The sequence below is a fragment of the Thermohahella caldifontis genome (assembly GCF_041153465.1).
Taxonomy (GTDB): Bacteria; Pseudomonadota; Gammaproteobacteria; order Pseudomonadales; family Oleiphilaceae; genus Thermohahella; species Thermohahella caldifontis.
On the sequence record NZ_CP154858.1, the window covers coordinates 233306 to 250327 of the forward strand.

The following is a 17022-nucleotide window of genomic DNA, read 5'->3' on the forward strand; positions in this document are numbered from 1 at the left end:
TAACAACAAGAAATAAGACAAGGAGCATGGAGATGACGTCAGAAGCGGCCCTGCGGCGTCGGGGCGACACGCTGTCATGGCTTGAGGCTTCCGGATCCCCCGAGTGGTTTCAGGCCCTTCGGCCCGAAGGTATCCCGGATCAGGTGGATGTCATTCTGATTACCCACCCCCGGTTTCCGGAAGACCTGTCGTGCTTTTTCCCCTGGGCGGAGCAACTGACCACGGCGGAACAGGAACGCCTCCTGCGCTGTCTGCGGCCGCTGCTGCTGGAAACGGTGGTCATGCCCGGCCTGACTGCCGGCATGATGTTTCTGCCCGTGCATGCCGGTGATATCCTCAACCCCAGGCGCACCCCCATTGCCCGCCAGATCCTGCTGCAGGATGCCTTTCCCATGGCCGCCCGGTATGGTGCGAAGGTGGTGTGTCTGGGCGGTCTGAATGGTGCGTTGAGCCGTTACGGGCACCGTCTCACCCCACTGGCCCGCGGCCTGGGCATTGATGTCACCATCGGACATTCCATCACGGTGATCTGTGTCTGGGAAACACTGGTTTCCGCTCTTCGGCAGCTTGGGCGAACGCTGGCCGCCCAAACCGTCTCGCTGGTGGGGGTGGGAGGTATCGGCGAAGGGCTGCTCAACCTGATGGCACTTCGCCGGCAGTGGCCGGCACGGCTGATTCTGGTGGATCGCCCGCGCCAGCAGGGGCGCATCAGGCAGGCCCTGTCAGCCCTGAATGTACCGGCACATTGCCGGGTGGAGCTGGTGGATGCCCCGGCGGGACAGGCTTTGCCCGCTGAGCATCGGGCCTACGACGCAGACGCCATTCTGACCGCCACCAGTCAGGCTGACGTGATTGACATGGCCCACGTACGTCCGGGAACGGTGCTGGTTGACGATAGCCAGCCGCACTGCTGGTCCCGGGAGGCCGCCTGGCAGCGCGTTCAATCGCAACAGGATATTGTGCCCTGTGATACCGGGCTGGTGGACTGCACGTCACTTGAGTGGTTCAGCCGTTTCAACTTCGGCTTTGCCGGCGAGCGGGCCCGCAGTACCGCGTGGTCCTGTCTGGTGGAGGGGTTGCTGAAAGGACTGGATCCGACGCTGCCCTGTACGCTGGGTCATCCGGATACACAGACGCTGGCTGCCTGGGATGAGGCCTTCGGACGATTCGGGCTGGCACCGGCGCCCTTGCAGTGCGGCGGGCACGAACTGCCCATGGCGGATCTCAGGCGTCATTTCGCGGCTGCTGATTTCAGGTCCGGAAGCGCCTGACCTGATCGCCGATGGTATCCGCCAGCGTGTGTACCCGGCTGGCGGCCTGGGTTGTCCCATTGACCTGGGTCTGGCTGTGCTGCAGCAGATCATCCAGGGTGTGCATGCGCTCGGCGATATCCTGAGCAGTCAGTGCCTGCTGCTCTGCAGATTCGTGTACCTGGGCGATCAGGTTGGCCGCATCGGTGATGGCCTGATGGGTCTCCCGGAAGATCGCCTCAACCCGCCCAATGGCGTCCAGGGATGCCTGAGCCACCCGGTTGCTGGTGGTGACCTTGTCCTCGGTGGCCGTGGCACCCTGCTGGAGCAGATCCATGATGTTGCGGATCTCACCGGTCGAGTCCTGCGTGCGCATGGCAAGCTGGCGTACCTCGTCCGCCACCACGGCAAAGCCCCTGCCATGTTCGCCGGCCCGCGCCGCCTCGATGGCGGCATTGAGCGCCAGCAGGTTGGTCTGCTCGGCAATGGTGTTGATGACGGTCAGCACATCCGAGACCTTGTGACTGTCACTGGCCAGTTGGGTCATGCTCCGTGCAGCACTTTCCATGTGTTCGGCCATGGTCCTGAGCTGACGGATGGCGTTGTCCAGCTGGTCCTGCCCCTCGGTTGAACCTTCCTCCACCTGCCGCGCGTTGTCGTTGAGGCGGTCGGCGGTTTCCACCACCTGTGCAAAGCTGGCGGAAAGCTCCTCCGTGGCGGCGGTGACGGCCTCAAACTCCGAACGCTGGGCTTCGATGGACGCTTCGCCCGCACGGGCGCCTTCACGCAGCTCGCCTGCCGCCTGTTGCAGCTGAGCCGAAGCCTGATTGATCCTCACGCAGATGTCGCGGATGATATCCACGAAACGGTTGAAGGCACGGGCAAGTCTGCCAAGCTCATCCCGGCTCTGATGATCAAGCCGGCGTGTCAGGTCGCCGCCCCCCTGAGCGATATCCTCGAGTGTCTCCACCACCGTCTGCAGGGGATGGACGATGAGCCGGATCATCAGCAGGGTCAGCAGCACGGCTGCCAGGGCGCTGATGCTCAATGTCCAGGCTGTGGCATTCTGGCTGGCCGCCAGGGAGGCTTCCACCGCATGGCTGGTCTCGGGCAGCAGTTCGAAGACACGGGCCTGTTCCTGTTCCATATGTTTGAGCAGGCTGGCAATGAGAGGCTGGAGATGTCCGGTGACTTCCGCGCGGATAGTGTCCGTTGCCTGCAGCAAGGTGCTGACCTGGGTCTTGAAGGTCTTCATCAGCTTGCCCATTTCCATCATCCATTGCTGGTGGCGCGGCTTGCGCACGCGTCCGGTGAGATCAATCAGGGCATTTTCGGCACCGTAGAGATCCACCCGGAAGGCTTCCAGATCTTCCGGATCGCCGGAGCGGACATAGGCCATCAGGGCAAGCAGTGCGCCCTGCATGTGGTTGCTGGCCACGATGGTCAGGCCGGGCAGTTCACCGGCCGTTGCCGTGTCCAGCGTGGCGCGGATCTGATCCGCCAGTTCCAGGATGCGGGGCAGGGTGGTGCGCTGCAGGTTTCTCAGGATATCTGCACGTTCCCGCAACAAGGGGGCGACGGAATTGACGAAGAGCGCATCCAGCGCCCCGGAGTCTTGCCTGAGTTTCTCCGATTCGGTGAGCGAGGCCAATGCCGGATTGGCAAAATATTGCCGAGATTCGGCCGCCAGTGCTTCATAGGCGGCCAGTCCGGTATCGGTGGGGGTGCGCAGCTGCTGCTCGATCAGGTTGGCGCGTGACTGCAGGTTGCTCAGCAACTGCGCGGACAATCTGGCCACCGGTTCGGCTTCTTTCACCAGCACCTGAGTGGCCTTTCGGCTCTCGGACTGAAACACCCACCCAAGGAGGCCCTGGGCCGCCATGAGTACAACCAGCAATGCCGGCACCACGGCAAGCTTGATGGCCAATGGCCAATCCTTGAAGCGCAGACTCATAGATCCGTACTCCCTGTAAAACTGAGCAGCCGCTGGCGCAGCCGGACCAGCCGCTCGTTCAGATCGGTGAGCGCGGCGCTCGCAACGGGTTGGGGGAAGGCAGTGAGGCAAGGTTCAGCGACTGAAAAGTACGATGCAGATCCGCGGAGAGCATCCGGGCGACATCATAGAGATCCGACAGGGTGACCGGCCCCGTCTTGAGACTGCCCGGACGAATGGGTTCCACATCCAGCTGGCGCTGCAGCCGTCCCGTCAGATGGAGGATCTGGTAGCTGATCAGCAACAGGGTGCGTTCGGACGGCGTGTTGTCCGCCGCCGGGATGGTCCCGGACGCCTCATGGAGGGAGCGGGCCTTGGCCAGGGCATCCAGCGCCGCGGACACCCGGTCCAGCTCCCGTGCCACGTCCTTGGCGTTCGGGGGCGGCACCAGTGCGGCCATGCGCTGGGTGAGGCGCCAGAGCTGTGTGTAGTTGTCGTCCACGGTCTTGCCTAACGGCAGGTCAGGTTCCTCAGGGATCTGGCTGCCCGCGGCAACGAGCAGGTCGAAAACGCCCCGGCAGGCTTTCTCCAGCAGGGCATGGACATGGCGGGGCGCCACCGTCCCCTCCGGCAGGGATTCCGGCGGCAGCGGTGTGGCCCCGCGGGCGGTCTGCAACTGTCTGACCTGATCGTAAAAATCCAGTGTCCTGGCGTACAGGTGAATGGGCAGGGTGTTCTGGAATACCGGTGCGGGAGGGTCCGGCAGAGGCTTGTTGAGGATTCCGGCCATGGCTTCCAGCCCCGCATCACATTGCCGGGTCAGTGCAAACACATGGTTGTTGTTGCGTATGGCTGCAGTGGCTGAAAAGGCCTGCGCCAGCAACCACAGCAACAGCACCGCACCGCCTGATGTTTTCCGGGCCATGGCCTGCCTCCGTCTGCTCATGACCTCAGCATAGACCAGGTGTGCAGAAAATGCTCAGTTTCGGGAAAGGTGCTGCAGCGGTTTCTGAAGATGCTGCCAGACAAAATCCGCGATCAGCGGCTGGGCCTCGGCAACGGGATGCAGTCCGTCGGACTGGAAGAGATCCGGACGACCGGCCAGCGGTTCAAGCAGGAACGGAATCAGGGGCACTTGGTGACGTGCGGCGAGCCTGGGGTACATACCTTCGAAAAGATCAAGATAACGGCGACCATAGGTTTCCGGCAGCCGGATCTGCATGAGGATGGGTTGGGCTCCGGCCTGACGGATCAGTGTCAGCATCTGGTCCAGATTGCGTTCTGTCATGGCGGGTGGAAAACCGCGCAGGCCATCGTTAGCCCCCAGTTCGATCAGCACCAGATCGGGTTGGTGAGTTTCAAGCAGCGCGGGCAGGCGGCGAAGCCCGCCGCCGGTCGTTTCGCCGGAGATGCTGGCGTTGATGATCTCCATGGGTGGCGAATGTTTTTCTGAACGTTTTGTCACCTCCAGAACCCAGGATCGGGATTGCGGTATGCCATGCGCCGCACTTAGACTGTCACCCAGAATCAGTAACCGGGCTGCCATGACAGGTGCCGGAAACAGGCTGCAGACGAGCAGGATCAGGCTCGTTGCCAACCAACGAGGATGCCATCCGTTTTGACAATGTCCCATGAAGCTCCCGTATTGACGGCTGAACAGATCACTTACCACGTTACCACAGGTGAGGGCGATCTGCGTATTCTTGACGATGTTTCACTGTCCATCTACCCGCAGGAGCGCGTCGCCATCGTGGGCCGCTCGGGATCGGGCAAGAGCACGCTGCTCGGGGTGCTGGCCGGACTGGATCAGCCCTCATCAGGCCGGGTGACGCTGCTCGGGCATCCGCTGGATGGGCTGGATGAGGATGAACGGGCACGCCTGAGGCAGCGTCGGGTTGGTTTCGTGTTTCAGTCCTTTCAGTTGCTGGAGGACATGACGGCCCTGATGAATGTGGCCCTGCCGCTCAAGATGGCGGGACAGGACAAGGCGGAATCCCGTGCTGCCGAGTGGCTGGAGCGGGTAGGGCTGGGGGACCGGCTGCATCATTACCCTGCCCAGCTTTCGGGCGGCGAACAGCAACGGGTGGCCATTGCCCGGGCGTTCATCACGTCTCCCACGCTCATCTTCGCCGACGAGCCCACCGGCAATCTGGATGACACCACCGGTCAGCACGTGATTGATCTGCTGTTTGCCCTCAACCGGGATGAAGGGGTCACGCTGGTTCTCGTGACTCATGATCCGGTACTTGCAGACGCCTGCGACCGGCGGCTGACTCTCGAAAAGGGCCGGCTGGTTGAAGGCGGAGGCGCACATTGATGAGCCATCGACGCCTGCTTGAACTGGCGCTGGTCATCGCGGTGGCGTTGGTGACGGCAGTCAGCGTTGCCACGGATGTGATTGATCAGAAGTTCGGCACCCAGACCCGTGAAATGACGGGAGGGGACATGCAGATCCGCAGCAACCAGCCGCTGGATTCCCTGCTGAACACCCTGCCGTTGGCGGACATGGCCCATGCGGAATGGGTCACGCTCAACGTGATGGCCTCTGCCGGCGAACAATTTTCGCTGATCACGCTCAAGGCTGTTTCCGGGAACTACCCGCTGGCCGGCCGGGTCACGATTGAAACCGCGGACGGGAAAAGGGATCTCCGGCAGGGGCCGCCTTCCGGTGAGGTCTGGATACAGCCTGTACTCGGCGAGCGGCTGGGTGTCGGGTTGGGGGATACGCTGTGGCTCGGTGACGTTCAGGCCCGAGTGTCCGCCTGGTTGCTGCGTGAACCGGATGCGACTGGCGGTTGGCGCGCCCTGTTTCCCCGGGCGATGGTCAGCCGCAGCATGGTGGATCAGGGAGCGTTGGTGAGGCCGGGCAGCCGGGCCACCTGGTCACTGGCGCTGGCCGGTCCCGCCGAACGTCTGGATAGCATCGCACAGGCGATTACCGGACAGAACAACCCCGATATCCGGATTCTGCGGCCCGGTGAGGGCCGGGATTCGGTCAGTCGCGCGGTTCAGCGGGCACGCGGATGGCTCATGCTGGTGGTTGCCCTGGGGGTGCTGCTGGCTGCGGTGGCTGCCGGCATTGCACTGGCTGGCGATGTGGAGCGGCTGCGGCCTGCAGTGGCGCTGCACAAGGCGCTGGGGGCGGACCGGCAGCGTGTCCTGCGCCACCTTCTGCTGCCCGCCTGGGGACCGGTGCTGATGCGTGCGGGGCTGGGGGGTGTCGTGCTGGGACTGGCGGTGGCGGGGGTGGCCGTGCTGGCCATGGCCAGCCTTACCGGACAGGCGGAAACCGCCGGCTTCGGCTCGGTGTCGGTGCATCCGGGCTGGATGGTCATGCCTGCACTCACCCTGACGGTACTCATTGTCTGTCTTGTCGGTCCTTCCATGCATCAGGTGTTGCAGGTGCCGCCGCTGAGAGTCCTCAGAGCCATGCCGACGGACGAAGGCCAGCGAATGGCGCGGCGACGTGGTGCCCTCTGGGCCTGGACCGGGCTGACAGCGCTGGTCCTGATCTATACCGGCTCCCTGCGCATGACAGCCATTCTGGCCGCCGGGGTCGTGGTCTGGTGGGGCGTCTGGAATCTGGCCTGGATGCAGGCCCTGAAGGGTGTCCGCGGCCTGGTGCCACGAACCGGTCTGATGGCGAGGGCCCTGGAACGCATCGACCAGATGGGCTGGCGCGCACGCATGATGTCCGGCGCGCTCGGGCTGGTCTGGTGCCTGGTGGTCGTACTGATGCTGTTTCGCAATGAACTGCTGGGGAGCTGGGCGGAAGCGCTGCAGGAGCGGCTGCCCAATCAGTTCCTGATCAATGTGATGCCGGAGGAACGCACCCCGATAGAGACGTTTCTGCGCGAACGCGGCGTGGATCCGGGGCAATTCTATCCCGTATTCAGAGGCCGTCTGACCGCCATCAATGGCGAACCGGCCAGCGCGCGGCAAAAGCCTGACGAGCACGTCGAGGCGCTGCACCGGCCACTCAATCTGACGTGGACGGAAATGCTGCAGGAGGGCAACGAGATTACGGACGGACAATGGGCGGCTCCCGCATCCTCCGGTGTGCCGGCCATCTCCGTCGAAGCCGGGCTGGCCGCCCGTCTCGGACTCAGGCCCGGAGACCGGTTGCAGTTCGATGTGGGCGGGACCCTGCTGGAAGCGGAAATCACCAGCCTGCGGGAGGTGGACTGGGAAAGTTTCCGTCCCAATTTCTATGTGATCTTTCACGCACCGCCCCCGGTCATGAATGCGGTCACCTGGATGACCAGCTTTCACCTGCCGCCCGGGGATGACCGTCTGACCTCGGATCTGCTGTCACAATGGCCCGGTGTCACGGTGCTGGATGTGCGGGATATCCTCGGCCGGGTGCGCACGGTGGTCGGACAGGTGTCCTCCGCCATTGAAATCCTGCTCTGGCTCATGTGCGCCGGTGCGGCGATTGCCGTGGTGGCTCTGGCTCGGGAAGAGGCGCAGCTCCGGTATCGATGGGTGGCGGTCAGCCGTGCGCTGGGCGCGACCCGCGGGCGTCTGATGGGTCAGCTGGTCCGCGAATCCGCACTGGCCGGCATGCTCTCCGGTGCGCTGGCAGTTCTCCTCGGCTGGGCGCAATACGGCGCGCTTGCGCACTGGGTTTTCGAACTGCCGGTCATGGCGCCCGGGCCCGCATGGCTGGCCATCCCGCTGCTGGCCGGGGCGGTTCAGGTGATACTGACCTGGCGCCAGCACCGGTCGCTCATGGAGGTCTCGCCCATGAATCTGCTCCGGGCGTGATGTGAAACGCTTGACCTCTGTGCCGCGCGCCTTAGGATAGGCGGCCAGATTCCCCATAAGGATATTCTGATGGACTGGCAACGCTGGACATTCGAAGCCGAACCGGGCTTTGTGCTGCGCGGCTGGCATACCGCCCCGCGCGGACTGCCCGTCATTCACTTCGTGCATGGCAACGGCTACTGCGGGCGTGTCTACGAACCCTTCCTCAGCCAGCTCGCCGACCGTTTCGACCTGTTTCTGAGCGACGTGCAGGGCCATGGGGACAGTGACCTGGGCCCGCGGTTTTTGGGTTGGGCAGGTAATGCGGAAATCACCGGGCGCATCTGGGCCCATTTCCGGTCGCTGTATCCGGATGTACGCCGTATCGGGATGGGGCACAGCTTTGGCGGCGTGCTGACCCTGTTCATGTCCGCTGCCGAGCCCTCGTTGTTTGACCGGCTGGTTCTGCTGGACCCGGTTCTCTTCCCCCGGCATGCTCCGCGCCATGCGCTTTGCGGAAAGTGTCGGCGTCTATCAGCGCAACCAGATGGCCCAGCGGGCGCGCAAGCGCGGCCGGGAGTGGCAGGACCGGGGTGCGGCCTGGGCATACTTTCACCAGCGCGGGATCTTCAGGGGATGGGATGACCGGGCGCTGGCAGCCTACCTGGATCACGCCCTCAGAACGCACCCGGACGGTCGTCTGACCCTCAAGTGCCCGCCTGAACGTGAGGCCGAGATTTTCTCAAGTTCACCCAAGGGCCTGTGGAAGGCCGTTTCCCGGATCAGTGTCCCGACGGACATTTTCTACGGAGAAGGCACCTATCCTTTCGTGCCCCGGGGCGTGACGCACGCCCGGCGACGCAACCCGCACATTCACGGTCATTGCGTGCCGGGGCATCACTGTTTCATGCAGGAGTTCCCCGAGGCCACTGCCGAAACAGTCAGGGCGCTGCTGTCGGAGATGACCGGGCGCGGCTGAGATCGGCCAGCAGCTTGCGCGCCCGCTCGCCATCTGTCCCCTGAGCCTGGGCAGCCACCTGCAGGTGCGCCACGGCAGTCTGCCGGTCGCCCCCCTGCAATGCCAGTTCCCCCAGGGCCAGATGGGCTACTGAGGTGGGCAGCAGACGATTGGCCTCCTCATAGTCGCGTCGTGCCTCCGCGTTGCGCCCCATGGCCTTGAGCAGTTCGGCACGGCCCAGGTAGAGCGCAAAGTACTCCCGGTTGAGGTCAACGGCCCTGTTATAGGCGGCCAGTGCCTTGTCCGGCTGGTTCAGGCCCCGCAATGCTTCCGCTTCCAGCTGGTAGAACAGCGCTTCCTTCGGTTCGATGACCTGTGCGGCACGCGCCTTGTCCAGCGCTGGCTGCCAGGCCTTCTGGCGCAGCAGTTTCATGCCCGTGTCATAGCGCTCATAGGCCACCCGCGTTGCCTTCAGGCGCTTCATGGCACGTTCATACTCGGCCTTTCCGACAAAGCCGCCCGGATTGCCCAGCTTGTTGACCAGCGCCTGATTCTCCGCGACACGCTCCTCACTGGGCGGGTGGGAGGCGAAGAGGCCATCCAGCCAGCCGCTCTGGCGGGCGGAGGAAAGCCGGACGAAGATTTTCTGCAAGTCCACGGCCGCCTGCGGATCATAGCCCGCTCTGACCATGTAGAGGGTGCCGTAGTGGTCAGACTCCAGTTCGTGCTCACGGCTGTATTTGGCCAGCGCCAGGCTCGCACCCAACCCGGCCCCGCCGACCAGGATATCCCGCATGTCATTGTCCTGCAGGGCGATGCCGAGACCTGCCATGCTGAGGCTGATGAGCATGGATTGCTGCAGGCGCTTGGCGCTGTGGCGTGCCGCCGCATGGACGATTTCGTGCCCCAGTACGGCCGCCAGCTGGGCTTCATTTTCCAGCTCCACCAGCAATCCGCGGTTGACTGCAATCTTGCCCGAGGGCAGGGCCCAGGCGTTGGGCACCGAATTGTTCAGCACCACGAATTCATAGGGCAGGTCGGGGCGGTCGCTCACCCGCGCCAGCTTCATGCCGACCTTTCGCACATACGCCGCCACTCCCGGATCGGCCACATAGGGGCCGCCCTGCGCCTGCTGTGCGGGCACATACTGCTCGCGGCCAATGGCAAATTCCTGTGCTTCGCTGACCAGCAACAGCTCTTCCTTGCCCGTAACCGGATTGACACTGCAACCGGCGAGTGTGGTGACGATCACCAGAACGGTCAGTAATGTTTTCCACATGACGGATTCCCTGTTTCCTGTAGCCATGAATGTTGTCCGGCAGTGTACCCAAAGCATCGGTTCGTCTCCACTGCGCATGTCCTGCCATTTTTCACATGAGGATGAAGGGCAAGGGAGTTGAATGGCTGACTGCAAGCTGGCATGCTGCACGGCATCTCAACTGAAGAAGGAGAGACTCATGATCCGTCGCATGCATACCGCAATGCTGACCCCTTTGCTGGCCCTTTTCCTCCTCATGCTGGGCATGTCCGCTCAGGCGGCATCCAGAGTGGAAATTGATGCCAAGGTACGTGGCGCTGTCGATCTGTTCTACAAGAAGGTACCGGGCGGCAAGGAGCTTGCGCAACGTGCGGCAGGGATGCTGGTCTTCCCCGAGGTACTGAAGGGGGGCATGTTTATCGGTGCCGAGTACGGTGAAGGAGCCTTGCTGGTCAACAACCGGACCAAGGGCTACTACAGTCTGGCGTCTGCCTCTTTTGGCTTCCAGTTCGGCGTGGAAGAAAAAACCATCGTCCTCCTGTTCATGACCAGGGAGAGCCTGGACAAGTTTCTCAACAGCGAAGGCTGGCAGGTGGGCGTGGATGGCAGTGTCGCCATCGCCGAATTCGGTGCCGGCAAGTCGCTGGACAGCAATACCCTTCAGGAACCCATCATCGGCTTCGTGGTGGCCAACAAGGGGCTGATGGCCGGCATCTCTCTTGAAGGCTCCAAGATCACGCGCATCAACAAGTAAGGGCAGCCATGGATGAACTGGATATTTTGGCGGTCCTCTGGTTTCTGGGCAACTGGGCCGGTTATACCTTGTTGGGAGCAAATAAACTGTCCGGACTTGTAGCACGTGATTTGTCCGGTTTCATGATCACCAAGGAGGTGAGCCATGAGACGGACAGAACTGCTACAGGAGATCCGGAAAATGCGATTCGAAGAAGCCTATACGGGATGGACCGAGAAACGGCTGACCCAGGAAGAGGCGGCGCGGCTGCTGGGGGTCTGTGAGCGGACCTTCCGGCGCTATATCGACCGCTACGAGGAGGAGGGCCTCGACGGCCTGATCGACAAGCGCCTGAGTCAGGTTTCCCACCGCAAGGCCCCGGTGGATGAGGTTCTACGCCTCGAGGCGCTCTACAAGGAGCGCTACGACGGCTGGAACATCAAACACTTCTACAGCTTCTACCGCGACCGTCACGGCGGCACACGCAGCTATACCTGGGTACGGAACACCTTGCAGAAGGCAGGCCTGGTCAAGAAGGCACCGGCTCGGGGTAAGCATCGTCGACGCCGCGAGCGGGCGCCCATGGTCGGCATGATGCTCCACCAGGATGGCTCCACCCACGAATGGGTTCCCGGCCACCACTGGGATCTGATCATCACCTTCGATGACGCCACCTCTGAGCACTACTCCATGTTCTTCGTCGAGGAGGAAGGCACGGCTTCGAGCTTCCAGGCCATGCGAGAGGTCATCACCGATCACGGCCTTCCCTCGAGCCTCTATACCGACCGGGGCAGTCACTACTGGCACACCCCCAAGGCCGGCGGCAAGGTCGACAAGTCCAACCTCACCCAGTTCGGCAGGGCCATGGCCCAGCTCGGGGTCGAGATGATCCCCGCCTATTCCCCCGAGGCCCGGGGCCGCTGTGAGCGCCAGTTCGCCACCCATCAGGGACGCCTGCCCAAGGAACTTGCAGCCCAGGGCATTACCACCATGGCGGCGGCCAACCGCTACCTTCGGGAGCACTACCTGCCGGCCTTCAACCGGGAGTTCTGCGTCAAACCCGCCGTCGAGGGCAGCGCCTTCGTGCCTTTCATCGGCCCTGGACTGGACGACATCCTGTGTGAGCAGTACGAACGCACCGTGAACAAGGACAACTGCGTCTCGTTCGAGGGACTCAAGCTGCAGATCCCTGCCGACCGCTATCGGCGCCATTACGTCAAGGCCAAGGTTCGGGTACACCGTTATCCTGATCGCTCCCTGGCGATCTTCCACGGCCCCAGAAGACTGGCCAGTTACACCCCAGAAGGCCTGCCCTTCGACCCCCTCGAACCTATTGATCAGGCACCGGCCAACGTCCGCTGCCAAGTCTGATCATCAGTGGACCCAAAGCGGACAGTTTATGTGCTACAAAACCGGACAGTTCTATTTGTTGCTAACACTGGGCCGGTTATACCTGGTGGGCCGAATACATGGCCAGCCGGCGGCCCTGTCTGTCCAATGCCCTGGACTGGTACCGGGAAGGCTGGTCGCGCCGCATCCTGATCCGTGACGCGCGGATTCAGGATGCCTCCGTGTTCGGCAACCTGGAACGCAACGGAGCCTTCTTCGCCTCCAGTGCCCTGCTTATTCTTGCCGGTCTGCTCACGGCGCTCGGCTATGCGGACAAGGCCATGACTGTCTTTTCCGATCTGCCGTTCGTGCGCCCGGCCTCCAAGTTTGCCTGGGAAATGAAGCTGGCGCTGCTCTGTGCCGTCTTTGTGTTCGCATTCTTCAAGTTCACCTGGTCCATGCGGCAGTACAACTTCTGTGCCGTCATGGTGGGCAGCGCACCCATGACCTACGAACGGGATGTGACGGAGGAAGAGAAGGCAGCTTTTGTCAGGAGCATGACAGAAATTGCCAATCTGGCCGGAGACAGTTTCAATCTTGGACTGCGGTCCTATTATTACGGCCTCGCCGTTCTGACCTGGTTTGTGCACCCCGTGGTCTTCATGGTGGTCACTTCTCTGGTGGTGGGTGTTCTCTATCACCGGGAGTTCAGATCCAAGGCGCTGACGGCATTGCGGATGGGAAAACTGGAATGACAGAAAGCAAACTGATGACCGGATTCGAATCGGATCCCAGGCTGTTGGGGCAGGCCAGCCGGTTTGTGGGGCAGCTCAATCAGTGCCGGCAACTCGGGATCCGGGTGGAGGCCGCAGCCCATCGCAAGCTGGTTTTGTCCCTGCCCTACAGTGAAGCCATTGTCGGCGACATGGAAACCGGCATCATCCACGGTGGCGCCATCACCACGCTGATGGATACCGCGTCCGGTACCGTGGTGCTGTGCTCCCTGGAGGAACCCGAACTCTGTCCCACGCTGGACCTGCGGGTGGACTACATGCGCGCAGCGCGTCCCAATGAGCCGGTTTACGCTCTGGCGGAATGCTACCGCGTCGCGCATGATATCGTGTTCACGCGCTGTCAGGCCTGGCAGACCGAACCCGAACGCATTGTCGCCCACTGTGTCGCCACCTTCATGCGCATCGGACGCCGTGCCACACCGGACTGGTTCTGGAAGATCATCGAAGGGGAGGGGGAAGCATGATCCTGCAGAAACTGGTGGCCGAAGCTCACGACAGGGGCGAATACGGTGCGTTGCTGGATGCCATTCCCTATGCACGCCACATCGGGCTGGAGGTGCAGCGTTTCGGTAACGAAGTGCTGTTTGTGCTGCCTCCGAAGGAAGAAAACCTGGGCAATCCCGTTCTGCCTGCGCTTCATGGCGGGGTGATCGGTGGCTTTCTGGAGCTGTCCGCCGCCCTGCATCTGGTCCTCTTTCAGGGGGTGACACGCATGCCGAAGATTGTGGATTTTTCCCTGGATTATCTGCGTGCAGCCCGCCTCGTGCATACCTATGCGGAATGTCGCGTCACCCGGCAGGGGCGTCGCGTGGCCAACGTGATGGTATCAGCCTGGCAGAAGACCCGGACCGAGCCCGTCGCCACTGCCAGAGCCCACTTTCTCATCGAGGACTGATTCCTCCACCTTGCAGATCAGATGTCCGGTGGCCAGTCGTGCGCGCACGCGGCTGCCGGGCGTTGCATCGCCCGCATGGCGAATCACAGTGCCGGTGGCGGCATCAGTGACGATGGCATAGCCGCGGCTGAGCGTGTTGAGCGGGCTCGCCATCTGCAGGGCACCCACCACGTTACTGAAGCGTGTTTTCGCATCCCGGAGTCGCACCTGCATGGCCCGTTCCATCCGATGCGCCAGGTTCGCCACCTGATCGCGACCGGCCGCAATCCTCGGTTCGGGGTGGTGCCGCTGCAACCGGGCGGTCAGGGTCTCCAGCCGGTGGTGCGCCACCGAGATGCGCCGCGGCATGGCCTGTACAAGGCGGGTCTGCAGACTGGCGAGCCGTTCCTGTTGCTGCATCAGCCGCCGCCGGGGTGCCTGGGCTTCGAGCCGGCGCTCCAGCATGGCCACCACCGTTTGTTTCTGGGTCAGGTTGCGCCGCATGGCCTGAGCCAGACGCAGGGACAGATCATCCACCCGCAGATTCAGCTCCTGCAGACGGTCACCGGGCTGGCGCAGCCTTTCGCGCAACTGTTCCAGGGCCTGCCTGCGGCGCACCAGGTACCGGGTCATGGCGCTGTGCAGCCGCTGTTCCCATTGGACAAGCTGCCGTTCAAGCACCGCCCGGTCGGGCGTCACCCGTTCTGCCGCCGCGGTGGGTGTGGGCGCACGCTCATCGGCCACGAGGTCGGAAATGGTCACGTCCACCTCATGCCCCACGGCACTGATCACCGGAATCCGGCTGGCGGCAATGGCCCGTGCCACGCGCTCTTCGTTGAAGGGCCAGAGATCTTCCAGCGAACCGCCCCCGCGGCCGACGATCAGCACATCGCAATCGGTCCGGGCGTTGGCACAGCGAATGGCCGCCTCAATCCGGGCGGCGGCGTGCTCGCCCTGAACCGGCGCGGGAATGAGCGTCACCCTCAGTGCCGGCCAGCGTCGCCGGATCACCGTCAGGATGTCGTGAATGGCGGCGCCGGTATCCGAAGTGATCACGCCCACATGACGGATCTTCTGCGGAATGGGGCGCTTGCGCCGCGCATCGAACAAACCCTCTGCACCCAGCCGCGCCTTGAGTGCCTCGAAACGGGCCTGCAGCACTCCCTCGCCACCGATTTCCAGACGCTCGACCACCAATTGAAACTCGCCGCGGCCCTCGTAGAGGCTGACCTTGGCCAGCACGCTCACCTCATCACCATTGGCCGGGCGCTGGCGAACGTGAGCATTGGCCGAACGGAACATGGCGCAGCGCACCTGCGCCCGGTCGTCCTTCAGGGTAAAATACCAATGACCGGATGACGGCACGCTGAAATTGGAGATCTCGCCACAGACCCATACCCGGTCCAGACTGGTCTCGAGCAGTGTGCGTACCTGTCGGTTCAGTTGGGTAACGGTCAGGGCTTGCCTGTTGGGCTGGCTCATGCGGCGCTCCGGTAAAATCCGGGACTCATTTTGCCAGAACCGGCCCGCGGGTGTAAGTCTCGGAGAAAAAGCGCTTGTGTGCCGCCTTGCGGGCAGACTTTCCGGGATATTGCGGGGTATTCGCATTTACCATCTGGCCCCGAAACCCTATAATACGCCGATTCCTTCCTCCCATCCTGAATAAGGCGATTCATATGCTCCGAATTGCTCAAGAAGCCCTTACCTTTGATGACGTACTGCTGGTGCCGGGCTACTCCGAGGTCCTGCCCAAGGACGTCTGCCTCAAGACCCGCATCACCCGCGATATCGAAATCAACATTCCGCTGGTGTCCGCGGCCATGGATACCGTGACCGAAGCTCTCCTGGCCATTGCCCTGGCACAGAGCGGCGGCATCGGCATCATTCACAAGAACATGACGCCCGAGCGGCAGGCTGCCGAGGTGCGCGCCGTCAAGAAATACGAAAGCGGCGTCGTCAAGGATCCCATTACCGTTTCTCCCGAGACTACGGTGGGTGAAGTCAAGGCCATTACCCAGGCCAACCGGATTTCCGGTCTGCCCGTGGTACAGGGTGAGGACCTGGTCGGCATCATCACCGGCCGTGACATCCGTTTCGAGGATGACCTGAACAAGAAGGTCGCCGAGCTCATGACGCCCAAGGAGCGGCTGGTCACTGTCCGCGAAGGCGCGGGCATGGACGAGGTGCGGCAACTGCTGCACCGTCACCGGATCGAAAAGGTCCTGGTGGTGAACGACCGCTTCGAACTGCGCGGCCTGATTACGCTGAAGGACATCCAGAAGGCACAGGACTTCCCGACTGCCGCCAAGGACAGTCAGGGCCAGCTGCGTGTCGGCGCGGCCGTGGGCACCGGTGCCGGCACGGAAGAGCGTGTGGAAGCCCTGGTGGCAGCGGGTGTGGACGTCATCGTGGTGGATACGGCTCACGGACACTCCAAGGGCGTGCTGGACCGGGTGCGCTGGGTCAAGCAGCACTTCCCGGATGTGCAGGTCATCGGCGGCAACATCGCCACGGCCGAAGCTGCACTGGCACTCAAGGAGGCCGGAGCGGATGGTGTGAAGGTCGGTATCGGCCCCGGTTCCATCTGCACCACACGGATTGTCGCCGGTATCGGTGTACCTCAGATCAGCGCAGTGGCCAACGTGGCTGCAGCACTGGAAGGCACCGGCATTCCCCTGATTGCAGACGGTGGCATCCGTTTCTCCGGTGACATCGCCAAGGCCATTGCCGCCGGTGCCAATGCCGTCATGGTCGGCAGCCTGCTGGCCGGTACCGATGAAGCCCCCGGCGAAGTCGAACTGTATCAGGGACGCAGCTACAAGTCCTACCGTGGCATGGGCTCCCTCGGCGCCATGGCGCAGAGCCAGGGCTCCAGTGACCGCTACTTCCAGGAATCCAGCGCGGTGGAAAAACTGGTGCCGGAAGGGATCGAAGGCCGGGTGGCCTGCAAGGGCCCGCTGGCGAACGTGATTCACCAGCTCATGGGCGGCCTGCGTGCCTCCATGGGATATACGGGCTCCGCCACCATCGAAGAGATGCGGACGCGACCGCAATTTGTGCGGATCACCAATGCCGGCATGCGTGAAAGCCACGTGCACGACGTCACCATCACGAAAGAAGCTCCCAATTACCGGATCGGTTGAGGCA

The 17022-nt window shown here is 62.9% G+C and carries 14 protein-coding genes and 2 pseudogenes; 11 read left to right on the top strand and 5 right to left on the bottom strand.

Annotated elements, in window-relative coordinates; genetic code table 11:
• Nucleotides 1–32: 32 nt before the first annotated feature.
• A complete protein-coding gene (locus AAIA72_RS01120; protein WP_369601618.1) occupies nucleotides 33–1271 on the top strand; it encodes a hypothetical protein in 1239 nt (412 codons plus the stop codon).
• On the opposite strand, the gene AAIA72_RS01125 is transcribed toward AAIA72_RS01120, so the two are convergent.
• From AAIA72_RS01125 to AAIA72_RS01135, 3 genes are read right to left on the bottom strand one after another with little or no spacing between them, the layout of a single operon-like run.
• Complete coding sequence (locus AAIA72_RS01125; RefSeq protein WP_369601619.1) at nucleotides 1252–3204, bottom strand: methyl-accepting chemotaxis protein; 1953 nt, start codon at nucleotides 3202–3204, stop codon at nucleotides 1252–1254. The two genes, AAIA72_RS01120 and AAIA72_RS01125, sit on opposite strands and share 20 nt — an antisense overlap.
• A 58-nt stretch (nucleotides 3205–3262) precedes the next feature.
• Nucleotides 3263–4108 (bottom strand): hypothetical protein, encoded by an 846-nt coding sequence (locus tag AAIA72_RS01130; RefSeq protein WP_369601620.1) that lies wholly within the window; start codon nucleotides 4106–4108, stop codon nucleotides 3263–3265.
• Nucleotides 4109–4162: 54 nt separating this feature from the next.
• Nucleotides 4163–4816 carry an arylesterase gene (locus AAIA72_RS01135; RefSeq protein ID WP_369601621.1) on the bottom strand — a complete coding sequence of 218 codons (654 nt, stop codon included), beginning with the start codon at nucleotides 4814–4816 and terminating at the stop codon, nucleotides 4163–4165.
• A gap of 12 nt (nucleotides 4817–4828) precedes the next feature.
• Here AAIA72_RS01135 and AAIA72_RS01140 point away from each other — a divergent pair, with 12 nt between their 5' ends.
• From AAIA72_RS01140 to AAIA72_RS01155, 4 genes and pseudogenes are all read left to right on the top strand, one after another.
• Nucleotides 4829–5500 carry an ABC transporter ATP-binding protein gene (locus tag AAIA72_RS01140; protein WP_369601622.1) on the top strand — a complete coding sequence of 224 codons (672 nt, stop codon included), beginning with the start codon at nucleotides 4829–4831 and terminating at the stop codon, nucleotides 5498–5500.
• The gene (locus AAIA72_RS01145) at nucleotides 5500–7950 is read left to right on the top strand and encodes an ABC transporter permease (RefSeq protein ID WP_369601623.1); all 2451 of its coding nucleotides are present in this window, start codon (nucleotides 5500–5502) and stop codon (nucleotides 7948–7950) included. The genes AAIA72_RS01140 and AAIA72_RS01145 overlap by 1 nt, the downstream gene beginning before the upstream one ends.
• Before the next feature lie 69 nt (nucleotides 7951–8019).
• Nucleotides 8020–8400: pseudogene (locus AAIA72_RS01150) on the top strand (alpha/beta hydrolase); the annotation flags it as partial.
• A 22-nt stretch (nucleotides 8401–8422) separates the two neighbouring features.
• The gene (locus AAIA72_RS01155; RefSeq protein ID WP_369603030.1) at nucleotides 8423–8908 is read left to right on the top strand and encodes an alpha/beta fold hydrolase; all 486 of its coding nucleotides are present in this window, start codon (nucleotides 8423–8425) and stop codon (nucleotides 8906–8908) included.
• On the opposite strand, the gene AAIA72_RS01160 is transcribed toward AAIA72_RS01155, so the two are convergent.
• Complete coding sequence (locus AAIA72_RS01160; RefSeq protein WP_369601624.1) at nucleotides 8871–10166, bottom strand: M48 family metalloprotease; 1296 nt, start codon at nucleotides 10164–10166, stop codon at nucleotides 8871–8873. The genes AAIA72_RS01155 and AAIA72_RS01160 overlap by 38 nt on opposite strands.
• A gap of 178 nt (nucleotides 10167–10344) precedes the next feature.
• On the opposite strand from AAIA72_RS01160, the gene AAIA72_RS01165 reads away from it, so the two are divergent.
• From AAIA72_RS01165 to AAIA72_RS01185, 5 genes and pseudogenes are all read left to right on the top strand, one after another.
• Nucleotides 10345–10899, top strand: a complete 555-nt coding sequence (locus AAIA72_RS01165) for a YSC84-related protein (protein WP_369601625.1) — start codon at nucleotides 10345–10347, stop codon at nucleotides 10897–10899.
• Between the two features lie 180 nt (nucleotides 10900–11079).
• Complete coding sequence (locus tag AAIA72_RS01170; RefSeq protein ID WP_369600308.1) at nucleotides 11080–12249, top strand: ISNCY family transposase; 1170 nt, start codon at nucleotides 11080–11082, stop codon at nucleotides 12247–12249.
• Nucleotides 12250–12329: 80 nt separating this feature from the next.
• A pseudogene (locus AAIA72_RS01175) lies at nucleotides 12330–12962 on the top strand (DUF599 domain-containing protein); the annotation flags it as partial.
• On the top strand, nucleotides 12959–13465 hold the full coding sequence (locus tag AAIA72_RS01180) for a PaaI family thioesterase (protein WP_369601626.1): 507 nt from the start codon (nucleotides 12959–12961) through the stop codon (nucleotides 13463–13465). The pseudogene AAIA72_RS01175 and the gene AAIA72_RS01180, both read left to right, overlap by 4 nt.
• A complete protein-coding gene (locus AAIA72_RS01185; protein WP_369601627.1) occupies nucleotides 13462–13896 on the top strand; it encodes a PaaI family thioesterase in 435 nt (144 codons plus the stop codon). The genes AAIA72_RS01180 and AAIA72_RS01185 overlap by 4 nt, the downstream gene beginning before the upstream one ends.
• Here AAIA72_RS01185 and xseA read toward each other — a convergent pair.
• Nucleotides 13828–15357 (bottom strand): exodeoxyribonuclease VII large subunit, encoded by a 1530-nt coding sequence (gene xseA / locus AAIA72_RS01190; protein ID WP_369601628.1) that lies wholly within the window; start codon nucleotides 15355–15357, stop codon nucleotides 13828–13830. The two genes, AAIA72_RS01185 and xseA, sit on opposite strands and share 69 nt — an antisense overlap.
• A gap of 194 nt (nucleotides 15358–15551) precedes the next feature.
• Between xseA and guaB the strand changes: the two genes are divergently transcribed.
• Entirely contained in the window at nucleotides 15552–17018 is a 1467-nt protein-coding gene (gene guaB / locus AAIA72_RS01195) for an IMP dehydrogenase (protein ID WP_369601629.1), read from the top strand.
• Nucleotides 17019–17022 lie beyond the last annotated feature (4 nt).